Source organism: Rhizobium sp. BK316 (assembly GCF_014193695.1).
GTDB lineage: Bacteria > Pseudomonadota > Alphaproteobacteria > Rhizobiales > Rhizobiaceae > Rhizobium.
The window spans coordinates 245356-260591 of record NZ_JACHZR010000005.1 but is presented as its reverse complement, the minus strand read 5'-3'; the positions used below and the strand labels follow the sequence as shown (position 1 = coordinate 260591).

Below are 15236 nucleotides of genomic sequence, written 5' to 3'. Positions count from 1 at the left end.
ATGTCGCGGTGAGGCGTTCCTGCGGCATTCTCATGCATTGCGCTTTCGCCCGTCATTGTGTAATCCCTGCGGGTAGGGGTTTGCCTTGCTGGGGCAAGGGAATCAGGCAGCGTTAAGGCATTTCAGGGAGACGATATTCATGGCCGAACATCATACCGGACCGGTCGAGACCGGCGCGCCGATGGACTACAAGGAACATGAAAAGACCTACGACATGTTCATTGCCGGCACGAAATACGGCACGATGATTCTAATTGCCCTGATGCTTGCCATGGCTGCAGGTTTCTTCGGCGGCGCCGGCTTCCTCGGCGGCATCCTCGTCTTCCTCATCATTCTCGTCGCCGGCATCTTCCTGCTCCGCTAAGCGCGGCCTGCGGGAAGACAAGGTTTTTCCGAACTTTGTGATGTAGATGCTTGGCCCGCGCAGGCAAGCAGCCTGCGACGGTCCAGCTGACCCGGAGGAGGGGGCAGTTGGCGAATATCATTTTCGTAGCAAAGGAAATCACTGATGATGAGACGCGCGTTGCCGCGTCTGTCGAAACCGTGAAAAAGATGAGGTCGTTCGGCTTCGATATTATCGTTGAATCAGGCGCCGGAACGCTTTCCCGCATTCCGGACAGCGAGTTCGAGGCCGTCGGTGCTGCAATCGGCACATTCGCGGATGCAGCGTCCGCCGATGTCATCCTCAAGGTCCGCCGGCCGAGCGAAAGCGAAATTGCCGGCTACAAAGCCGGTGCCGTCGTCATCGCCATCATGGATCCCTATGGCAATGACGAGGCGGTTGCCGCGATGGCTCGATCGGGTCTTTCCACCTTCTCCATGGAACTGATGCCGCGCATTACCCGCGCGCAGTCGATGGACGTGCTGTCATCCCAGGCCAATCTTGCCGGCTATCAGGCCGTCATCGAAGCCGCCGTCGTTTATGACCGAGCCCTGCCGATGATGATGACGGCGGCAGGTACGGTTCCCGCCGCCAAGGTTTTCGTCATGGGTGCGGGCGTTGCCGGTCTGCAGGCGATCGCGACGGCGCGCCGTCTTGGCGCCGCCGTCTCGGCGACAGATGTCCGCCCCGCGGCCAAGGAACAGGTCGCCTCGCTCGGCGCCAAGTTCATCGCCGTCGAGGACGAAGAGTTCAAGGCGGCGGAAACGGCCGGCGGCTATGCCAAGGAAATGTCCACCGAATACCAGGCCAAGCAGGCGGCACTCGTAGCCGAGCATATCGCCAAGCAGGACATCGTCATCACGACCGCACTCATCCCCGGCCGTCCGGCGCCGCGGCTGGTGTCGCGCGCCATGCTGGCTTCGATGAAGCCGGGTGCGGTGGCTGTCGATCTCGCGGTCGAGCGTGGCGGCAATATCGAAGGCGTGGTCGCGGGTGAGGTCGCCGATGTCGAAGGCGTGAAGGTAGTCGGCTTCTCGAACATGGCGGGCCGTGTGGCCGCCAGTGCCTCCGCGCTTTATGCCAAGAACCTTGTCACCTTCCTGGAGACGATGGTGAACAAGGAAACGAAATCGGTCGTGCTCAACCTCGAAGACGAGCTCATCAAGGCGACGATGCTGACCTATGCGGGGGATGTCGTGCATCCGGCATTCGGCGGCGCCAAGAAGGGGGATAACTGATGGCCAGTGAAGCAATGGACAAGGCGCTGGAACAGCTCGACCAGGCCGTCACCGCGGTTATCACCGCTGCTGCCCAGGCACCTGAGGCGGCAAGTGCCGCAACCGGCGGGGCGATCGATCCCTTCGTCTTCCAGTTCGCGATCTTCGTGCTGTCGATCTTCGTTGGCTACTACGTCGTCTGGTCGGTGACGCCGGCGCTGCATACGCCGCTGATGGCCGTGACCAATGCGATCTCCTCGGTCATCGTCGTCGGTGCGCTGCTTGCGGTCGGCATTTCGACCAGCGGCCTTGCGACCGGCTTCGGTTTCGTGGCCCTCGTACTCGTCTCGGTGAATATCTTCGGCGGCTTCCTCGTCACACAGCGCATGCTGGCAATGTACCGCAAGAAGGACAAGTGAGGCGCCGATGACCAATCTTGCAGCCTTCCTCTATCTCGTTTCCGGCGTGCTCTTCATCCTGGCGCTGCGCGGGCTCTCGCATCCGGCCACCAGCCGCAAGGGCAATCTCTATGGCATGATCGGCATGGGGATTGCGATCCTCACCACGCTGGTGCTGGCAACACCGGATTTCGGCGGCTTCGTGCTCATCATCCTCGGTCTTGCCATCGGCGGCAGTGCGGGCGCCTATATCGCCCGCACCATCGCCATGACCTCGATGCCGCAGCTCGTGGCCGGCTTCCATTCGCTGGTCGGCCTTGCCGCGGTTCTGGTCGCCGCATCGGCGCTCTATACGCCTGATGCCTTCGGAATCGGCGAGATCGGTCAGATCCACACCGAAGCACGCATCGAAATGGCGCTCGGCGTGGCGATCGGTGCGCTGACCTTCACCGGCTCCATCATCGCTTTTCTTAAGCTCGACGGGCGCATGTCCGGCAAGCCGATCCTGCTGCCCTTCCGGCATCTGATCAACATCACCCTGCTTGCCCTGATCGTGCTCTTCATCATCGGGCTGGCGGTGACGGAAAGCCATTTCGACTTCTGGGCGGTCGTGGCTCTGTCGCTGGCGCTCGGCGTGCTTCTGATCGTGCCGATCGGCGGCGCCGACATGCCAGTCGTCGTGTCGATGCTGAATTCCTATTCGGGCTGGGCCGCCGCCGGCATCGGCTTCACGCTCGGCAATCTGGCGCTCATCGTCACCGGCGCGCTGGTCGGCTCCTCGGGTGCGATCCTGTCTTATATCATGTGCAAGGGTATGAACCGCTCCTTCATCTCCGTCATCCTCGGCGGTTTCGGCGGCGAGACGTCGGGTGGTGCGGCGGATAACTCGGACAAGACCGTTAAGCTCGGCTCGGCCGAAGATGCGGCCTACCTGATGGCGAATGCCTCGAAAGTCATCATCGTGCCTGGTTACGGCATGGCGGTGGCGCAGGCACAGCATGCGCTGCGCGAACTCGCCGATAATCTCAAGAAGAACGGCGTGGAGGTGAAGTACGCGATTCATCCGGTCGCCGGCCGCATGCCCGGCCATATGAACGTGCTGCTTGCCGAGGCCAATGTGCCTTATGACGAAGTCTTCGAGCTTGAGGACATCAACTCGGAATTTGCCCAGGCCGATGTCGCCTATGTCATCGGCGCCAACGACGTCACCAACCCGGCGGCGCGCGACGACAAGACCTCGCCGATCTACGGCATGCCGATCCTCGACGTCGATAAGGCCAAGACCTGCCTGTTCGTCAAGCGCTCGCTCGGCTCGGGCTACGCCGGCATCGACAACACGCTGTTCTACAAGGACGGCACGATGATGCTGCTCGGCGATGCCAAGAAGGTGACGGAAGAGATCAACAAGGCGATCGCTCATTAGCGCGTTTTCGTTTTTCCTCGAATCCCGAAAATGCTCTATCGCCTTGTTCTTACACAGTTCCCGACGCAAAGCCGCTGCGCATTTCCGCTGGAATTGCTCTCATCGAAAAGCCCGCTTCGGCGGGCTTTTCATTTGCCGCCGGGAGCGATCAGATTTCGCCCGGCACCAGTGTCATCTTCTCGACACCGACGGCGAGATTGAGACCTTCCTGGGCCTGCAGGTTCAGCGGCTGCAGCATGAAGGCCTTGTTGGTGCCGCCGGCAATGACCTTGGCACCTCCACCGGCACCGAGGCTGGCATCGGCGCCAATGCCGTAATATTCTCCTGCCAGCGCGAAATCGGGAACATTGGTGCCGGTCTTGGCAAGCACCTGCCAGATCATCACGCTCTTGCCGGTCTGGCCGATATCGATGCCGAATTTTTCGATCTTGCCGGCATAGACCGCCTTCGGGCCACCGGAAGCTGGCGTATAGGTGCAGATCAGGTTCTTCTCAGACGTGACGATCAGCCCCTGGCCGCCATCCGATCCGCAGACGAGCCGGCCAAGCGACATATAGTCGGCAGCTGTGGCAGACCCGGCCCAGGCTGCAGCCGAGACGACTGCAGCCGCAATCATGGTTTGCTTGAACATGGTCCTTCTCCTTTTGAATGACCTGTTCGAAACGGACGGTTGCAGTGATTGTTCCGGTTGCGCTACTCGCGCTCCATCATCCCACGCTGGGCGGTGAGGATCCAGACGAGACCTTCCGGGCGGAAGTCAATATCGACCTTGCCCCGGAAAGCGGCGGCGGCATGCGCCTTGATGACGGTGGTGCCGAAGCCAGTGCGCGCCGGCGGTTTGACCGGCGGACCGCCGCTTTCAGTCCAGGTGAAACGCAGCATGTCGTCCTCTGCCGGCTGCCATTCGAAACGCACACGGCCTTGAGGCACGGACAGCGCTCCGTATTTTACTGAGTTGGTAGCAAGTTCATGCAGTGCTAGGCCGAGGTTCTGAACGGCATCGGGCTTGAGGATAAAATCCGTACCCTCGATTTTCACCTGCTCACGGGCCTGCGGAAAAGCCTGAAGATGAATATCGATGACGCGATGCAGCGAGACGCCGGACCACTGTTCGCCTGTCAGAAGCTCGATCGAGCGCACGAGCCCTTCAAGGCGATGGGCGACGGCCAGCCGGAATGTCTCGACGCTGTCGGCCTGTTTGGAGAGTTGACGCATCATGGCGAGAACGAGCGTCAGCAGGTTCTTGGTACGATGGACCAGTTCATGCATGACGAAGCGCAGCCGGTCCTCGCTCTGGCTGCGGTCGAAAGAGGCATTGGAAAGCGCAATCGCTACCTGGTTGGCCTCGATAACGCTGGTTTCGACCGGCGAGACGATATGGCCTTCGCCGAGCCGGTTCGCCATGTCGGCAATTTCACGGATCGTGGAACGGACTTGTCGGGCAACGGCATAGGCGGCAAGCACGGCGACGAGCAGCAGCACGAGGCCGCCGATCAGCAGGAAGCGCCAGGTGCTGAGTATTGGTGCCTGCGCAGTAGCGATCGGTCCCCATACCACCGTCTTCCAGGACCAGCCGGGAATCTGCGCATAGCCCAGCATGGCGTGCGGGAGGATATCGCTGTCTTCGAAAACGCCGCTGGAAGCGACGAGCGAGGGCAGAATGCGTGGGTCGAAGGCTTCGCCGGGCTGCAGATTAGCGGGGCCGCGGCTCGCTACGACATGACCACCCTGATCGATCACCGCTGCCGACCAGCCGGAGGCAAGACCTTCGGTCGTGACGAGTTTTGCGAGGTCGTTGGCATTCTGGGTGATGATCAATGCGGCGACAGGATCCTCGTCACGCGGTAGGGTGACGTTATAGACCCACGTGCCGCTCGTTGCACCCACGAAGACGTCGGAGGCTTCGATCCGGCCGGACTTCATCGCGGCTTCGAAAGCCGCGATGTTCGTCGTCTTTCCGAGCGGCGTGCCGAAGGCGCGACGGGTATTGAGAAATTGCTGCCCGGCCCTGTCGACGGCGATCACATAGAGCGTATCGCCGCGCAGCGCCGTTTCTGTACGATTGTAGAAAGACTCATAGTCGCCGCCCTCCAGCTCCGGCGAGGAGGACAGCAGCCGCAAAGTCGTCGCCATATCCTGAAGCTGGCGGTCGATGGTTCGCGACAGCGCCAGCGCATCCTGTGCGGTTTCGCGCTTGAGTGTGGACCGCTGATTATCTTCCAACTGCATGAGAAGAAGGGCAACGAAGGCGAAGATCGGTAGCGCAATCGCCACGGCCATGGCGACGAGATATGTTCCGATCGCAGCTTTCGGGAAAAGACGTACGGCAAACTTCATCGATGCCGCCCCTGGTCTGTCGGGGCTGGATGCTGCGGAAGCACGGTTTCGCCTGCTGTCACGAAAGCAAGAATCCGCATCGCTCGCAAACGCCCCTTACATTCGTACCGCCCAATAGCCCGCTATCAAAGCACGGTCATGTTAGGGGGCAGGGCATTTGGTTGCAACCTACTAAAATAGTCAGGTGTAAAATCGTCAATTTTATTGTCGACTATCCTGCTTCGGCGAAGCGCTGCAACCGGAAAGGCATGAGGCTTTCGTCACTCTTGCCTGACAGAAGCTCTTCGGCTGCCAGCAGGCCCGCAAGCGGGGCAAGTGTGACACCGGAGTGCATCACCGCGGCGTAGAGACCCGGCAGGCCGGCATTTCCGATGATGGGAAAACCATCAGCCGGTGTCGGGCGATAGCCGATAGTGAAGAAATCGAGCTTCAAATCGCCATTGTCTATGATCGTCGCCTTCACGTGTGCGAAGAGTTCCGCAGCGCTTGCCTGATGGTCTTCGCAGGGAGCGCCGCCACCGAAATCCGTGCCGGCGATGATACGGCCTTCCGCTGTCTGGCGCATATGCAGACGCGGTGTCATGACGAGGCCGTTCAAGCGTTTCGAGACAGGACGGGAGTGCACGATCAGGCCGGCCGGCGTGGAGAGCGGCAATGTTATTCCCGCCGAGGCAGCGACCGGAACTGCGCCTGCGCCTGCGGCCAGCACGACATGATCGGCTTCGCGCATGCCTTCCGACGTGACGACCCCGATGACTCGTCCACCACTCTGAAGCAGACCGTTGACCGTGGCATGAACGAATGTCGCACCATGCGCCTCAGCATCAGCAAGCATCAAACGTGCGGCGGCAACAGGCTCCACCGCACCTTCTTCTGCGATATAGAGGGCGAAATCCGGATATTCGCCGAGGCCGGGTTCGAGCAGCGCGCTTTCTTCCCGGTTCAGCCGGGTGATACCGTAGCCCCAACGGCCATGCTCATCGGCATAGGTTTCGAGATCGGCCGGCGGTATATCCCAGCAGAGGCCGCCGCACCAGGTAAGCGGCAGGCCGGGCAGTTCCCGCGTCAGCCGCTTCCATTCGGCCATCGCCCTGCGGCGGAAATGGAAATAGAATTCAGGATTGCCCCAGCTCGCATTGATCCAGGCAAAGGAGCAAGGTGTCGCCACACCGCCGAGTTCTTCGCTGATGATGGTGACTGCTGCACCCTTGCGTGTGAGATGCCAGGCGATGGAGGCGCCAATGATGCCGGCGCCGACGACGATCACATGCGGTTTCGCTGTCATCGTCATCACCTTTTCCTGTTTCTGCTAGCCGGCCGTGCCGCCGACGCGGGCAAGGCCGTCCCGGGCTGGCTGGTACTTCGGATCGAGGCCGACAGCGTGGCGGTAGGAACGGATTGCCTTATCCTTCTCGCCGCGGCGCTCGTAGACAAGAGCCTGGTTTGCCCAGGATTCGGCGAGGTTGCCATTCAGCTCGATCGCGTGGTTGAAATCAGCGAAGGCGTTGTCGTCGTCGTTCAGCGCGATATAGGAAATGCCGCGGCCATTATAGGGCTCGGGCGAGTTCGGCGAGAGCGAGATCGCCTTCGAGAAGTCGTCGATCGCCTTATCCTGCTGATTGCGCTTCTGATAGATCAGGCCACGGTTGTGGTAGGCACGGCCATCCGTCGTGCCGAGCTGGATCGCTCTCGAGAAATCGTTGAAGGCCTGATCGTCCTGGCCGGCCATGCGGTAGACATTGCCGCGGCCGATATAGGCGACGTCATAGCTCTGATTGATCTGCAGCGCGGCATTGTAATCGCCGATCGCCTGCGCCTGCTGACCCATGTTGCGGTAGACCAGCGCGCGGTTGGCATAGGCCTGGAAGAAGCGCGGGTTGATCTGCAGCGCCGTATTGAAGTCGTCGAGCGCCTTGCGGAACTCTCCGGCGCGACCATAGGCGGAACCGCGGACATTATAGCCTTCCGGATCGCGCGGATTGGCATTGATGACGGCCGTCAGCGACGCGATGTTTTCCTGCGAGCCCTGCGCCTTGTCGATGCGGATCACAGCATCAGACGTGTTGGTCGTTTCGCAACCGGCAAGGCCAAGTGCGGCGATAAGAGCCAGAGAGGCAAATACGACCGATTTCTGCGAACGCAACGAGCGGGACGGGTTGAAGGTTATTATAGCCATTCGGGCTCGCTTTCCCCATGCATCATATCCGGCAAGGCGGATATGCAATCTTCAGCAGCAAATTAAAAAAGGCGGCGGCGAAACTCATCGCCCCCGCCACACATGCACCTGAAAACGTCGAAAAAACGACGGCACCGCCTCAGCGTGCTGCAACCAGACCTTCGCGCTGCGCGCGCTTGCGGGCCAGCTTGCGAACGCGACGAACAGCCTCGGCCTTTTCGCGAGCACGCTTCTGCGACGGCTTCTCGTAGTAGTCGCGCATCTTCATTTCGCGAAAAATGCCTTCGCGCTGCATCTTCTTCTTGAGAGCGCGGAGAGCCTGGTCAACATTGTTATCGCGGACAAGTACCTGCACGAGAATCACGTTCCTTTGGTTTGGTTGATGCCGGAAGGCGGCGCAGCGCCTGGGGCAAAAATATAACGTTCGCGCGGCCGCAGCCTTGCGATTGGTGAAGCGGGATAGCAGATCGAGGGAGTGAAGTCCAGACGGCATGTGCGAATGGGCGGAAAAATGCCGGCCATGATTACGGGGCGCTAGAAGCGGGCCGTCTCGGGCTTGGTTTCGTCGAGCGCGGCGATCGCTTCCTTCAGCGCGGCTATCACGCGGGAACGGTCGGCGGGCTCAAGCCGAGCCATGTCCAGATGCAGGTCCAGGCCGGCCAGATGTTCGCTCAGAACGCGGCTCTTGTGATCGGTGCCGAGCATCAGCCCGTCCACGGCGTAAGGTACGATCTCCCGCTGGATCCCCTTCATGGTGATCGGCGGCAGGGGATGGGCGTCAACGATATCCTTCACCAGCGCATAGGTTTCGTAGCTGATGACGATTTCGCCGCCCTGAGCAATCGATTGAAGGCGGGCGGCGAGGTTCGCTTCGGCGCCGATGATCGTATAGTCCATGCGGTCGTTGCTGCCGAAATTGCCGACGTTGCAGTAACCGCTGTTGATCCCCATGCGTACCACGAAGGGCTCCTCGGTGCCGTTTCTGCGCCATCTGTCCTTCAGTTCACCGAGCCGGCGCTGCATGTCCACCGCCATGCGCAGGCATGCCTTGGCGTCTTCCTCCGGCCCCTTGGTCTCGGGATCGCCGAAGAACACCAGCATCGCATCGCCGATGAACTTGTCCACCGTGCCGCCATGGTTGAGTGCGATGGCGGACATTTCGGTCAGATATTCGTTCAGCATCTCCGTCAGTGCTTCCGGCTGCAGGCGCTCTGTCGTCGCGGTGAAATCCTTGATGTCGGAGAAGAAGATCGTCAGGCGCTTGCGCTCGGTGTGGACGACCACATCCTTCTGGCCGCTGAAGATGCTCTTGTAGATCTGCGGCGGCAGGTAACGGGAAATCTTGAGAGAAACGCTGGCGAGGAATTCGTTTGCGGCTTCAAGGTCGCGGTTGGCGCTGTGGATGACGCGCGTCTGCTGACGCTGCAGGACGATGAAGCTGATGCCGATGATGGCGACGAAGAGGAAGTAGCAGAGCAGATATTTGAAGGCGAGAATATTGCTCGCATAGGGCTGACGGATGATGACTTCCTGGATGCCGCGCACATCGCCCACCTTCCAGTCTTTCTTCGGGCTTTCGGGATGGATATTGTGGCAGGCCACACAGGCCTGACCCATGACGACAGGTGTGATGAGCCGCAGCGTATCGGTAAATCCGACGCGGGTGAGATCCGTCAGCGTCTGGCCGGAATTGGTGCGCAGAGCCGTGAGCGACGCCTTTTCGAAACTATCGAGATCGTGAGGCGCACGGTTCTTGAAGGGGAGATCCGAGAGGAACCGATAGGTAATATTGGCCTGCTGCTCCCTGATGACGTCGCCGAGTTCCAGCGAAAGCGTCGCCGGCAGCGGAATGGCGCCTGGAATATTGGCATAGTTGTGGGAGACGACGGTGCCGCTGACGTCACCTGCCTGATGGGCAGCAAGCACCCGGCCGACGACATTGGCCGAATAATAGGAGCGGATACTTGTGACGAGCGAACTCATGTCCCGCGCCTGCCGGCGCAGAGCGCTTTCGGAGAGATCGCTGATATCGAGCCAGACAGCAAGCGGCAGTCCGGCCAGCATCGCCAGCACGACGACGACCAGCCAGTAGCCGCTTCTGCGCGCGGTGAAAGCCGAATCTTCGGCAGTTCTTGCCGTGGTCTCTCCTTGCGGATCTGCCATGGCTCATCCCCTCGACATCAATCGCATTATTAAATCCCCTGAGACACAGAAACATTTCGTCGCGTGCTCGGCAAGGCCGACGCTTGAAGGTCGGGCCGAAAGCGAGGACCAAATCTGGAAGTAATTCCACGCTGTGTTGCCGTTACATCTCGGCGAAAATACTGGGCCGGTGCGATGGGCGGATTCTGCATTGCCGTCCGTTTGTTTTTCAGCTTGTGCGCATGAGCGAATGGTCTTTGACGTCGAACAGGCGTAGCCTGCCTGCGGCGGGGAGGTCGGGCAAAACATGACGCGCTTGCAGCAGATCGGTGTGCTGATCGGCCTGATCATCGTGGCCGCGCTTACGATGTTCCGGGCAAGCGATCCGCCGGTGCTGAAGCAGATCCGCGACGTCACCTTCGATGAGTATCAGCGCCTTGTGCCGCGCAGCTTCGCAGCGATGCCGGTCCGAGTGGTCGATATCGACGAGGCTTCCCTGCGGGAGTTCGGCCAGTGGCCCTGGCCGCGCGACAGGCTGGCAACGCTGGTCGAGCGTCTCTCCGACATGGGAGCGGCGGCCATCGCCTTCGACGTCATCTTCGCCGAGCCCGACCGAATGTCGCCGCGCAATGTCATCCAGGAGGTGGAGGGCGTCGATCCATCGCTTGCGGCGCAATTGCCCGACAATGACGAGATATTCGCGCAATCGATCGAAGGAAAGCCTGTCGTTCTCGGCTTCGGGCTTTCCAACGAGGGTAATTACAAGCCGCCGGTAAAAGCCGGCTTTGCCTTTACCGGCGAAAGTCCGCTAGCCGCACCTCCGCATCTTAACGCTTCCACGCCGCTCCGGCCGAGGCTGGAGGCGAATGCCGCGGGGCTTGGCCATGTCAGTCTCAATCCCGGCAGCCCGTCATCGGTGGTTCGTGCAGTGCCGTTGTTCCTCAGCGATGGCGAGCAGTTTTATCCCAATCTTGCGATCGAAGCGTTGCGGGTAGCGCAGGGTGCTTCGACCTATGTACTGGCCGGCGCGCCAGACAGGGCAGGGATCATCACCTCGGCGAAAATCGGTGATTTCATCGTCCCGCTGACGGCTGCCGGAGAGATCTGGCTTTATGTGACGCCGAACCGGGCGGAACGTTATATCTCGGCCCGAAAGGTCCTTGCTGCCGGCGGAGCGGCCCCTGATGTTGCTGCTCAGATCGAAGGCAGCATCATCTTCATCGGCACCTCGGCGGTCGGGCTGCAGGATATCCGCACCACCGCGCTCGGAGAAAATGTGCCCGGTGTTTCGCTGCAGGCACAGACGGTCGAGCAGATCCTCTCGGGCCGCTACCTGTCACGGCCGGACTGGGCCGACGGGCTGGAGATCCTCTCCATTGCCGTGGTCGGTTTCCTGCTCGTTCTTGTCACGACCTTCGTCAGCCCGGCTGTGGCTTTGGTCTGCGGCCTGGCGATCACCGCGATGGCGCTTGTTGCGTCGTGGTTCTGCTTTCTCTACGCCGGTCTGCTCTTCGATCCGCTGGCGCCGATCGTCAGCGGCTCCATCACGCATTTTGCGGCAACATCGTTCCGCATCCTCGTCATCGACAGGGAGCGGCGGGAAGTACGGCGCGCTTTCGGCCACTATCTCTCGCCTTCGCTGCTGCACCGGATCGAGCACACGCCTGACGCGTTGAAGCTCGGCGGAGACGAGCGTGAGCTCACCATGATGTTCGTCGATGTACGCAATTTCACGGAGATCAGTGAAAAGCTGACGCCGATCGCCGTCGTCCAGTTCCTTAATACGCTGCTCGATGCACTGAGCCGTCATGTCGTGGGGAACGAGGGAACGCTCGATAAATTCATCGGTGATTCCATCATGGCGTTCTGGAATGCACCGGTCGATGTTTCGGATCATGGGGCAAAAGCGCTGCGGGCGGCACTTGCCATGCGCGAGACCCTCGCCGAGCTGAACGCTCGCGATGCTTTCGGTTTCGGCAACGCTAGGCAGGTCAGGATCGGTATCGGCATCCATACCGGCCTTGCCTGTGTCGGCAATATGGGCGCAAAGACGCGCTTCAACTATTCGGCGGTTGGTGACGCCGTGAATGTCGCGGCGCGCATCGAATCCTGCTGCAAGGACGTCGGTTTCGACATCCTGATCTCCGACAGCACGGCGCGGGCGCAGAGCGGTGCGGCGCTCTTGGAGGCGGGAGCCATTCCGCTCAAGGGAAAGAGCAGCCGAACGCAGATCTTTGCCGTGATCGGCGACGAGAAGGTCGCCACCTCGCCGGAATTCGGTGCCCTGCATCTCGTCCATGAAGACGTGATGAGCGCCTTGCGTGTGCGCTCAAGGAACAGCCGCAAGCTGATCGGTGCGGCAAAGCTCGCCGGCGTACAGGTCTTGCCCGGTCTCACCGAATTCTACGAGCGGATATCGGGCAGGAACGATCATTTCCGGGAGGAAATCGATCTGCCGGAAAACCAGGCCGTCGAATAGTCAGTCAGCGATTGCGATTCCAGCCACCGTTCCGGTCCCTGCTCCCGTTTCCGCCCCAGCCGTGATTCCGGTCATGGCCACGGTGGTCGCGATCCCGATCTCTTCCCATGCTCTGGTCGTTGCCGGCGGTCTGGTTTTCGCTGCCGCCTCTTTCCTGTCTGCTCGGCTGGTCCTGGTGGTTATCTGCCCTTTCCGTACGGCCTGGCCTGTCAGACGCGCCATGTCTGTCCGCACGATTGAACCCGTCGTGCCGGTCCGGCCTTCCGTGATCGTCTCTATCGTCCTTATCCTTCCAGCCATGCTTGTCGTGTTTGTCGTGCCAGCCGTCCCTTGGTTTGTCATGGTGGGGTCTGTCATGATGAGGCTTGTCATGATGCGGCTTATCGTGATGCGGTTTTTCCGGCCGCTGCTTCGGCGGATCATCCTGCTTCTGCGGTTGCTGCGAGGGTGGGGGATCCGGATCCCGCGGCCGGGGTTCCTGGCGAAGCCGGTCTTTACGCTCGGGCTCAACCGAGGCCATCCGGCAGCCGCCAAGCAGGCCAAGGCCGCCTGATAGACTCTGATTGCCGGAAAGGAAGGGAAGGGCGCGCTGGTTACCCAGTCGCTGCAGCACGGCGCGGTTGACGGGTTGCGCATCCGTCATGTTGCCGTTCGGCCGCGCAATGACGCAATCGCAACGCTGCTGCAATTGCCGGCAGCCGCCCGGGCCGCAGAAGCTGGCCGCACCGTTCAGCAGCACCACGGCAGTCGTACCGTCAGGGCCGACATAGAAATCGAAAGCGGTGCCGCGCACGCCGATCGTGCCGGCCGGCGTCTGGATCTGGTAAGCCGAGGATTTCGAATTGCCGCTGACCCAGCGAAACGTGCCTTTAGCCGCCTTGATGGAGAGGCGTTTGACAGAGTCGGAATCGTCGTAAACATATTTGTCGATGACAACGGACGAGCCCCACCCGACGGCAAGCTTGGTGCCGTCGCGGAAGACGAACTGGCCGAGCCCGGATTGGGAGGTGCGGATACGCTCGTTGCGATGGACCTCGTCATTGACGATGATCGGACCGGCCTGTCCGCTCACTTCGGTTCTGATGAGGGTTGCCTGGCCGACAGGCTCGGCGGCAAGCGCAGGCCATGCGCTCAACAGCGTGAGGCAGAAGCCCGCGATCCCTATGCTACGCAAACCCAACATGTGACACTCCACATATCGGAACATTAGCATTTGCAGTCGGCCGCTTCTGCCTGCCCTGTTGGGTGAGAAAAGGGCTATGCCGCATCTGCGAAGGGAGACGGCCACAAATGGAGGCGGTGCAGCTATCGTCGTGTCAAAACAAAAGCTCTTTCACGTCGCAAAAGAACCGTTGTGCCGCAATTCGATTTGCGATTTGTATGGCCACGACGAACAGCTTTTGCCTGAAGGAGATGATGGCGGATGCGGAAATATTCGGTTTTTGCCGTAGCGCGGGAGGCTCTGCGCGGGCACAGGGGCTGGGAAAAACAGTGGACCTCGCCGGAGCCGCGACCCGAATATGACATCATCATCATCGGCGGCGGCGGCCACGGGCTGGGCGCGGCCTACTATCTCGCCAAAGAGCATGGCATCACCAATGTGGCGGTCTTGGAAAAGGGCTGGCTCGGCGGCGGCAATACCGGCCGCAACACCACCATCATTCGCTCCAACTATCTCTATGAAGAGAGCATGCACATTTACGAGCACTCGATGAAGCTCTGGGAAGGGCTGTCGCAGGAGCTCAACTACAATGTCATGTATTCGCCGCGTGGCGTCATGATGCTGTCGCACAATGTGCACGACATGCAGAGCTTCAAGCGGCATATCCATGCCAATCGGCTTTACGGTATCGACAATGAATGGCTGACGCCGGAGCAGGCCAAGGCCTATTGCCCGCCGCTCGATATTTCGGCGACAGCGCGCTATCCGATCAACGGTGCAGCCCTGCAGCGTCGCGGTGGTACGGCGCGTCACGATGCTGTTGCCTGGGGTTATGCGCGTGCGGCGTCCGACCGTGGTGTCCACATCATCCAGAATTGCGAAGTCACCGGCATCCGCCGCGGCCCGGACGGACGCGTGACCGGCGTCGAGACCAACAGGGGCTTCATCGGCGCAAAGAAGGTCGGCGTTTCGGCCGCCGGCCACACGACAACGGTCATGAAGATGGCGGACGTGCGCGTGCCGCTGCAATCGAGCCCGCTGCAGGCCTTGGTTTCCGAGCCGCTGAAGCCGATCTTCCCCTGCGTCGTGATGTCGAACACGGTGCATGCCTATATCTCGCAGTCCGACAAGGGCGAGCTCGTCATCGGCGCCGGCACGGATCAGTATAATTCCTACTCCCAGACCGGCGGCCTGCAGATTATCACGCATACGCTGGACGCAATCTGCGAACTTTTCCCGATGTTCCGCCGCGTGAAGATGATGCGCCAATGGGGCGGTATCGTCGACAATACGCCGGATCGTTCGGCCATCCAGTCGAAGACGCCCGTTCCGGGGCTTTACGTAAATTGCGGCTGGGGTACCGGCGGCTTCAAGGCGACGCCTGGTTCGGCCAATCTTTTCGCCCACCTGATCGCCCTCGACGAGCCGCACAAGTTCAATGCCGGGCTGACGCTGGAGCGTTTCCGCTCCGGCCGGCTGATCGACGAGGCGGCAGCTGCCGCCGTGGCGCACTGACAGGA

General features: G+C 60.8%; 13 protein-coding genes. 6 read left to right on the top strand and 7 right to left on the bottom strand.

Features of this window, described 5'->3' with window-relative positions:
* Positions 1 to 139: 139 nt before the first annotated feature.
* From FHT87_RS24435 to FHT87_RS24420, 4 genes are all read left to right on the top strand, one after another.
* Positions 140 to 364, top strand: a complete 225-nt coding sequence (locus FHT87_RS24435; protein WP_183735315.1) for an aa3-type cytochrome c oxidase subunit IV — start codon at positions 140 to 142, stop codon at positions 362 to 364.
* 107 nt (positions 365 to 471) lie between these two features.
* Positions 472 to 1620 carry a Re/Si-specific NAD(P)(+) transhydrogenase subunit alpha gene (locus FHT87_RS24430; protein WP_183735314.1) on the top strand — a complete coding sequence of 383 codons (1149 nt, stop codon included), beginning with the start codon at positions 472 to 474 and terminating at the stop codon, positions 1618 to 1620.
* Entirely contained in the window at positions 1620 to 2018 is a 399-nt protein-coding gene (locus FHT87_RS24425; protein WP_007817406.1) for a proton-translocating transhydrogenase family protein, read from the top strand. Before FHT87_RS24430 ends, FHT87_RS24425 begins: the two co-directional genes overlap by 1 nt.
* A 7-nt stretch (positions 2019 to 2025) precedes the next feature.
* Positions 2026 to 3420: an NAD(P)(+) transhydrogenase (Re/Si-specific) subunit beta gene (locus tag FHT87_RS24420; protein WP_183735313.1), complete on the top strand. Its 1395-nt coding sequence runs from the start codon at positions 2026 to 2028 to the stop codon at positions 3418 to 3420.
* A gap of 148 nt (positions 3421 to 3568) precedes the next feature.
* Here FHT87_RS24420 and FHT87_RS24415 read toward each other — a convergent pair whose 3' ends face one another.
* From FHT87_RS24415 to FHT87_RS24390, 6 genes are all read right to left on the bottom strand, one after another.
* Complete coding sequence (locus tag FHT87_RS24415; protein ID WP_183735312.1) at positions 3569 to 4051, bottom strand: DUF992 domain-containing protein; 483 nt, start codon at positions 4049 to 4051, stop codon at positions 3569 to 3571.
* A gap of 62 nt (positions 4052 to 4113) precedes the next feature.
* On the bottom strand, positions 4114 to 5757 hold the full coding sequence (locus FHT87_RS24410) for a sensor histidine kinase (protein WP_183735311.1): 1644 nt from the start codon (positions 5755 to 5757) through the stop codon (positions 4114 to 4116).
* Positions 5758 to 5968: 211 nt separating this feature from the next.
* Positions 5969 to 7042, bottom strand: a complete 1074-nt coding sequence (locus FHT87_RS24405) for an FAD-dependent oxidoreductase (RefSeq protein ID WP_183735467.1) — start codon at positions 7040 to 7042, stop codon at positions 5969 to 5971.
* A 24-nt stretch (positions 7043 to 7066) separates the two neighbouring features.
* Complete coding sequence (locus tag FHT87_RS24400) at positions 7067 to 7933, bottom strand: tetratricopeptide repeat protein (RefSeq protein WP_183735310.1); 867 nt, start codon at positions 7931 to 7933, stop codon at positions 7067 to 7069.
* Positions 7934 to 8072: 139 nt separating this feature from the next.
* Positions 8073 to 8288 carry a 30S ribosomal protein S21 gene (gene rpsU, locus FHT87_RS24395; RefSeq protein ID WP_003542939.1) on the bottom strand — a complete coding sequence of 72 codons (216 nt, stop codon included), beginning with the start codon at positions 8286 to 8288 and terminating at the stop codon, positions 8073 to 8075.
* Between the two features lie 179 nt (positions 8289 to 8467).
* Positions 8468 to 10096, bottom strand: coding sequence for an adenylate/guanylate cyclase domain-containing protein (locus FHT87_RS24390; RefSeq protein WP_183805291.1), 1629 nt, complete (start codon positions 10094 to 10096; stop codon positions 8468 to 8470).
* A gap of 286 nt (positions 10097 to 10382) precedes the next feature.
* Between FHT87_RS24390 and FHT87_RS24385 the strand changes: the two genes are divergently transcribed.
* The gene (locus FHT87_RS24385) at positions 10383 to 12554 is read left to right on the top strand and encodes an adenylate/guanylate cyclase domain-containing protein (RefSeq protein WP_183805289.1); all 2172 of its coding nucleotides are present in this window, start codon (positions 10383 to 10385) and stop codon (positions 12552 to 12554) included.
* A 4-nt stretch (positions 12555 to 12558) separates the two neighbouring features.
* Here FHT87_RS24385 and FHT87_RS24380 read toward each other — a convergent pair whose 3' ends face one another.
* Positions 12559 to 13737 carry a FecR domain-containing protein gene (locus FHT87_RS24380; RefSeq protein WP_183805287.1) on the bottom strand — a complete coding sequence of 393 codons (1179 nt, stop codon included), beginning with the start codon at positions 13735 to 13737 and terminating at the stop codon, positions 12559 to 12561.
* A gap of 240 nt (positions 13738 to 13977) precedes the next feature.
* On the opposite strand from FHT87_RS24380, the gene FHT87_RS24375 reads away from it, so the two are divergent.
* Positions 13978 to 15231 (top strand): sarcosine oxidase subunit beta family protein, encoded by a 1254-nt coding sequence (locus tag FHT87_RS24375; RefSeq protein ID WP_183805285.1) that lies wholly within the window; start codon positions 13978 to 13980, stop codon positions 15229 to 15231.
* Positions 15232 to 15236: the final 5 nt, after the last annotated feature.

Coding starts and splice junctions, on each gene's coding strand:
- FHT87_RS24435 (WP_183735315.1), top strand. CDS start 140: ATGGCCGAACATCATACCGGACCGGTCGAGACCGGCGCGCCGATGGAC.
- FHT87_RS24425 (WP_007817406.1), top strand. CDS start 1,620: ATGGCCAGTGAAGCAATGGACAAGGCGCTGGAACAGCTCGACCAGGCC.
- FHT87_RS24420 (WP_183735313.1), top strand. CDS start 2,026: ATGACCAATCTTGCAGCCTTCCTCTATCTCGTTTCCGGCGTGCTCTTC.
- FHT87_RS24415 (WP_183735312.1), bottom strand. CDS start 4,051: ATGTTCAAGCAAACCATGATTGCGGCTGCAGTCGTCTCGGCTGCAGCC.
- FHT87_RS24410 (WP_183735311.1), bottom strand. CDS start 5,757: ATGAAGTTTGCCGTACGTCTTTTCCCGAAAGCTGCGATCGGAACATAT.
- FHT87_RS24405 (WP_183735467.1), bottom strand. CDS start 7,042: ATGACAGCGAAACCGCATGTGATCGTCGTCGGCGCCGGCATCATTGGC.
- FHT87_RS24400 (WP_183735310.1), bottom strand. CDS start 7,933: ATGGCTATAATAACCTTCAACCCGTCCCGCTCGTTGCGTTCGCAGAAA.
- FHT87_RS24390 (WP_183805291.1), bottom strand. CDS start 10,096: ATGGCAGATCCGCAAGGAGAGACCACGGCAAGAACTGCCGAAGATTCG.
- FHT87_RS24385 (WP_183805289.1), top strand. CDS start 10,383: ATGACGCGCTTGCAGCAGATCGGTGTGCTGATCGGCCTGATCATCGTG.
- FHT87_RS24380 (WP_183805287.1), bottom strand. CDS start 13,737: ATGTTGGGTTTGCGTAGCATAGGGATCGCGGGCTTCTGCCTCACGCTG.
- FHT87_RS24375 (WP_183805285.1), top strand. CDS start 13,978: ATGCGGAAATATTCGGTTTTTGCCGTAGCGCGGGAGGCTCTGCGCGGG.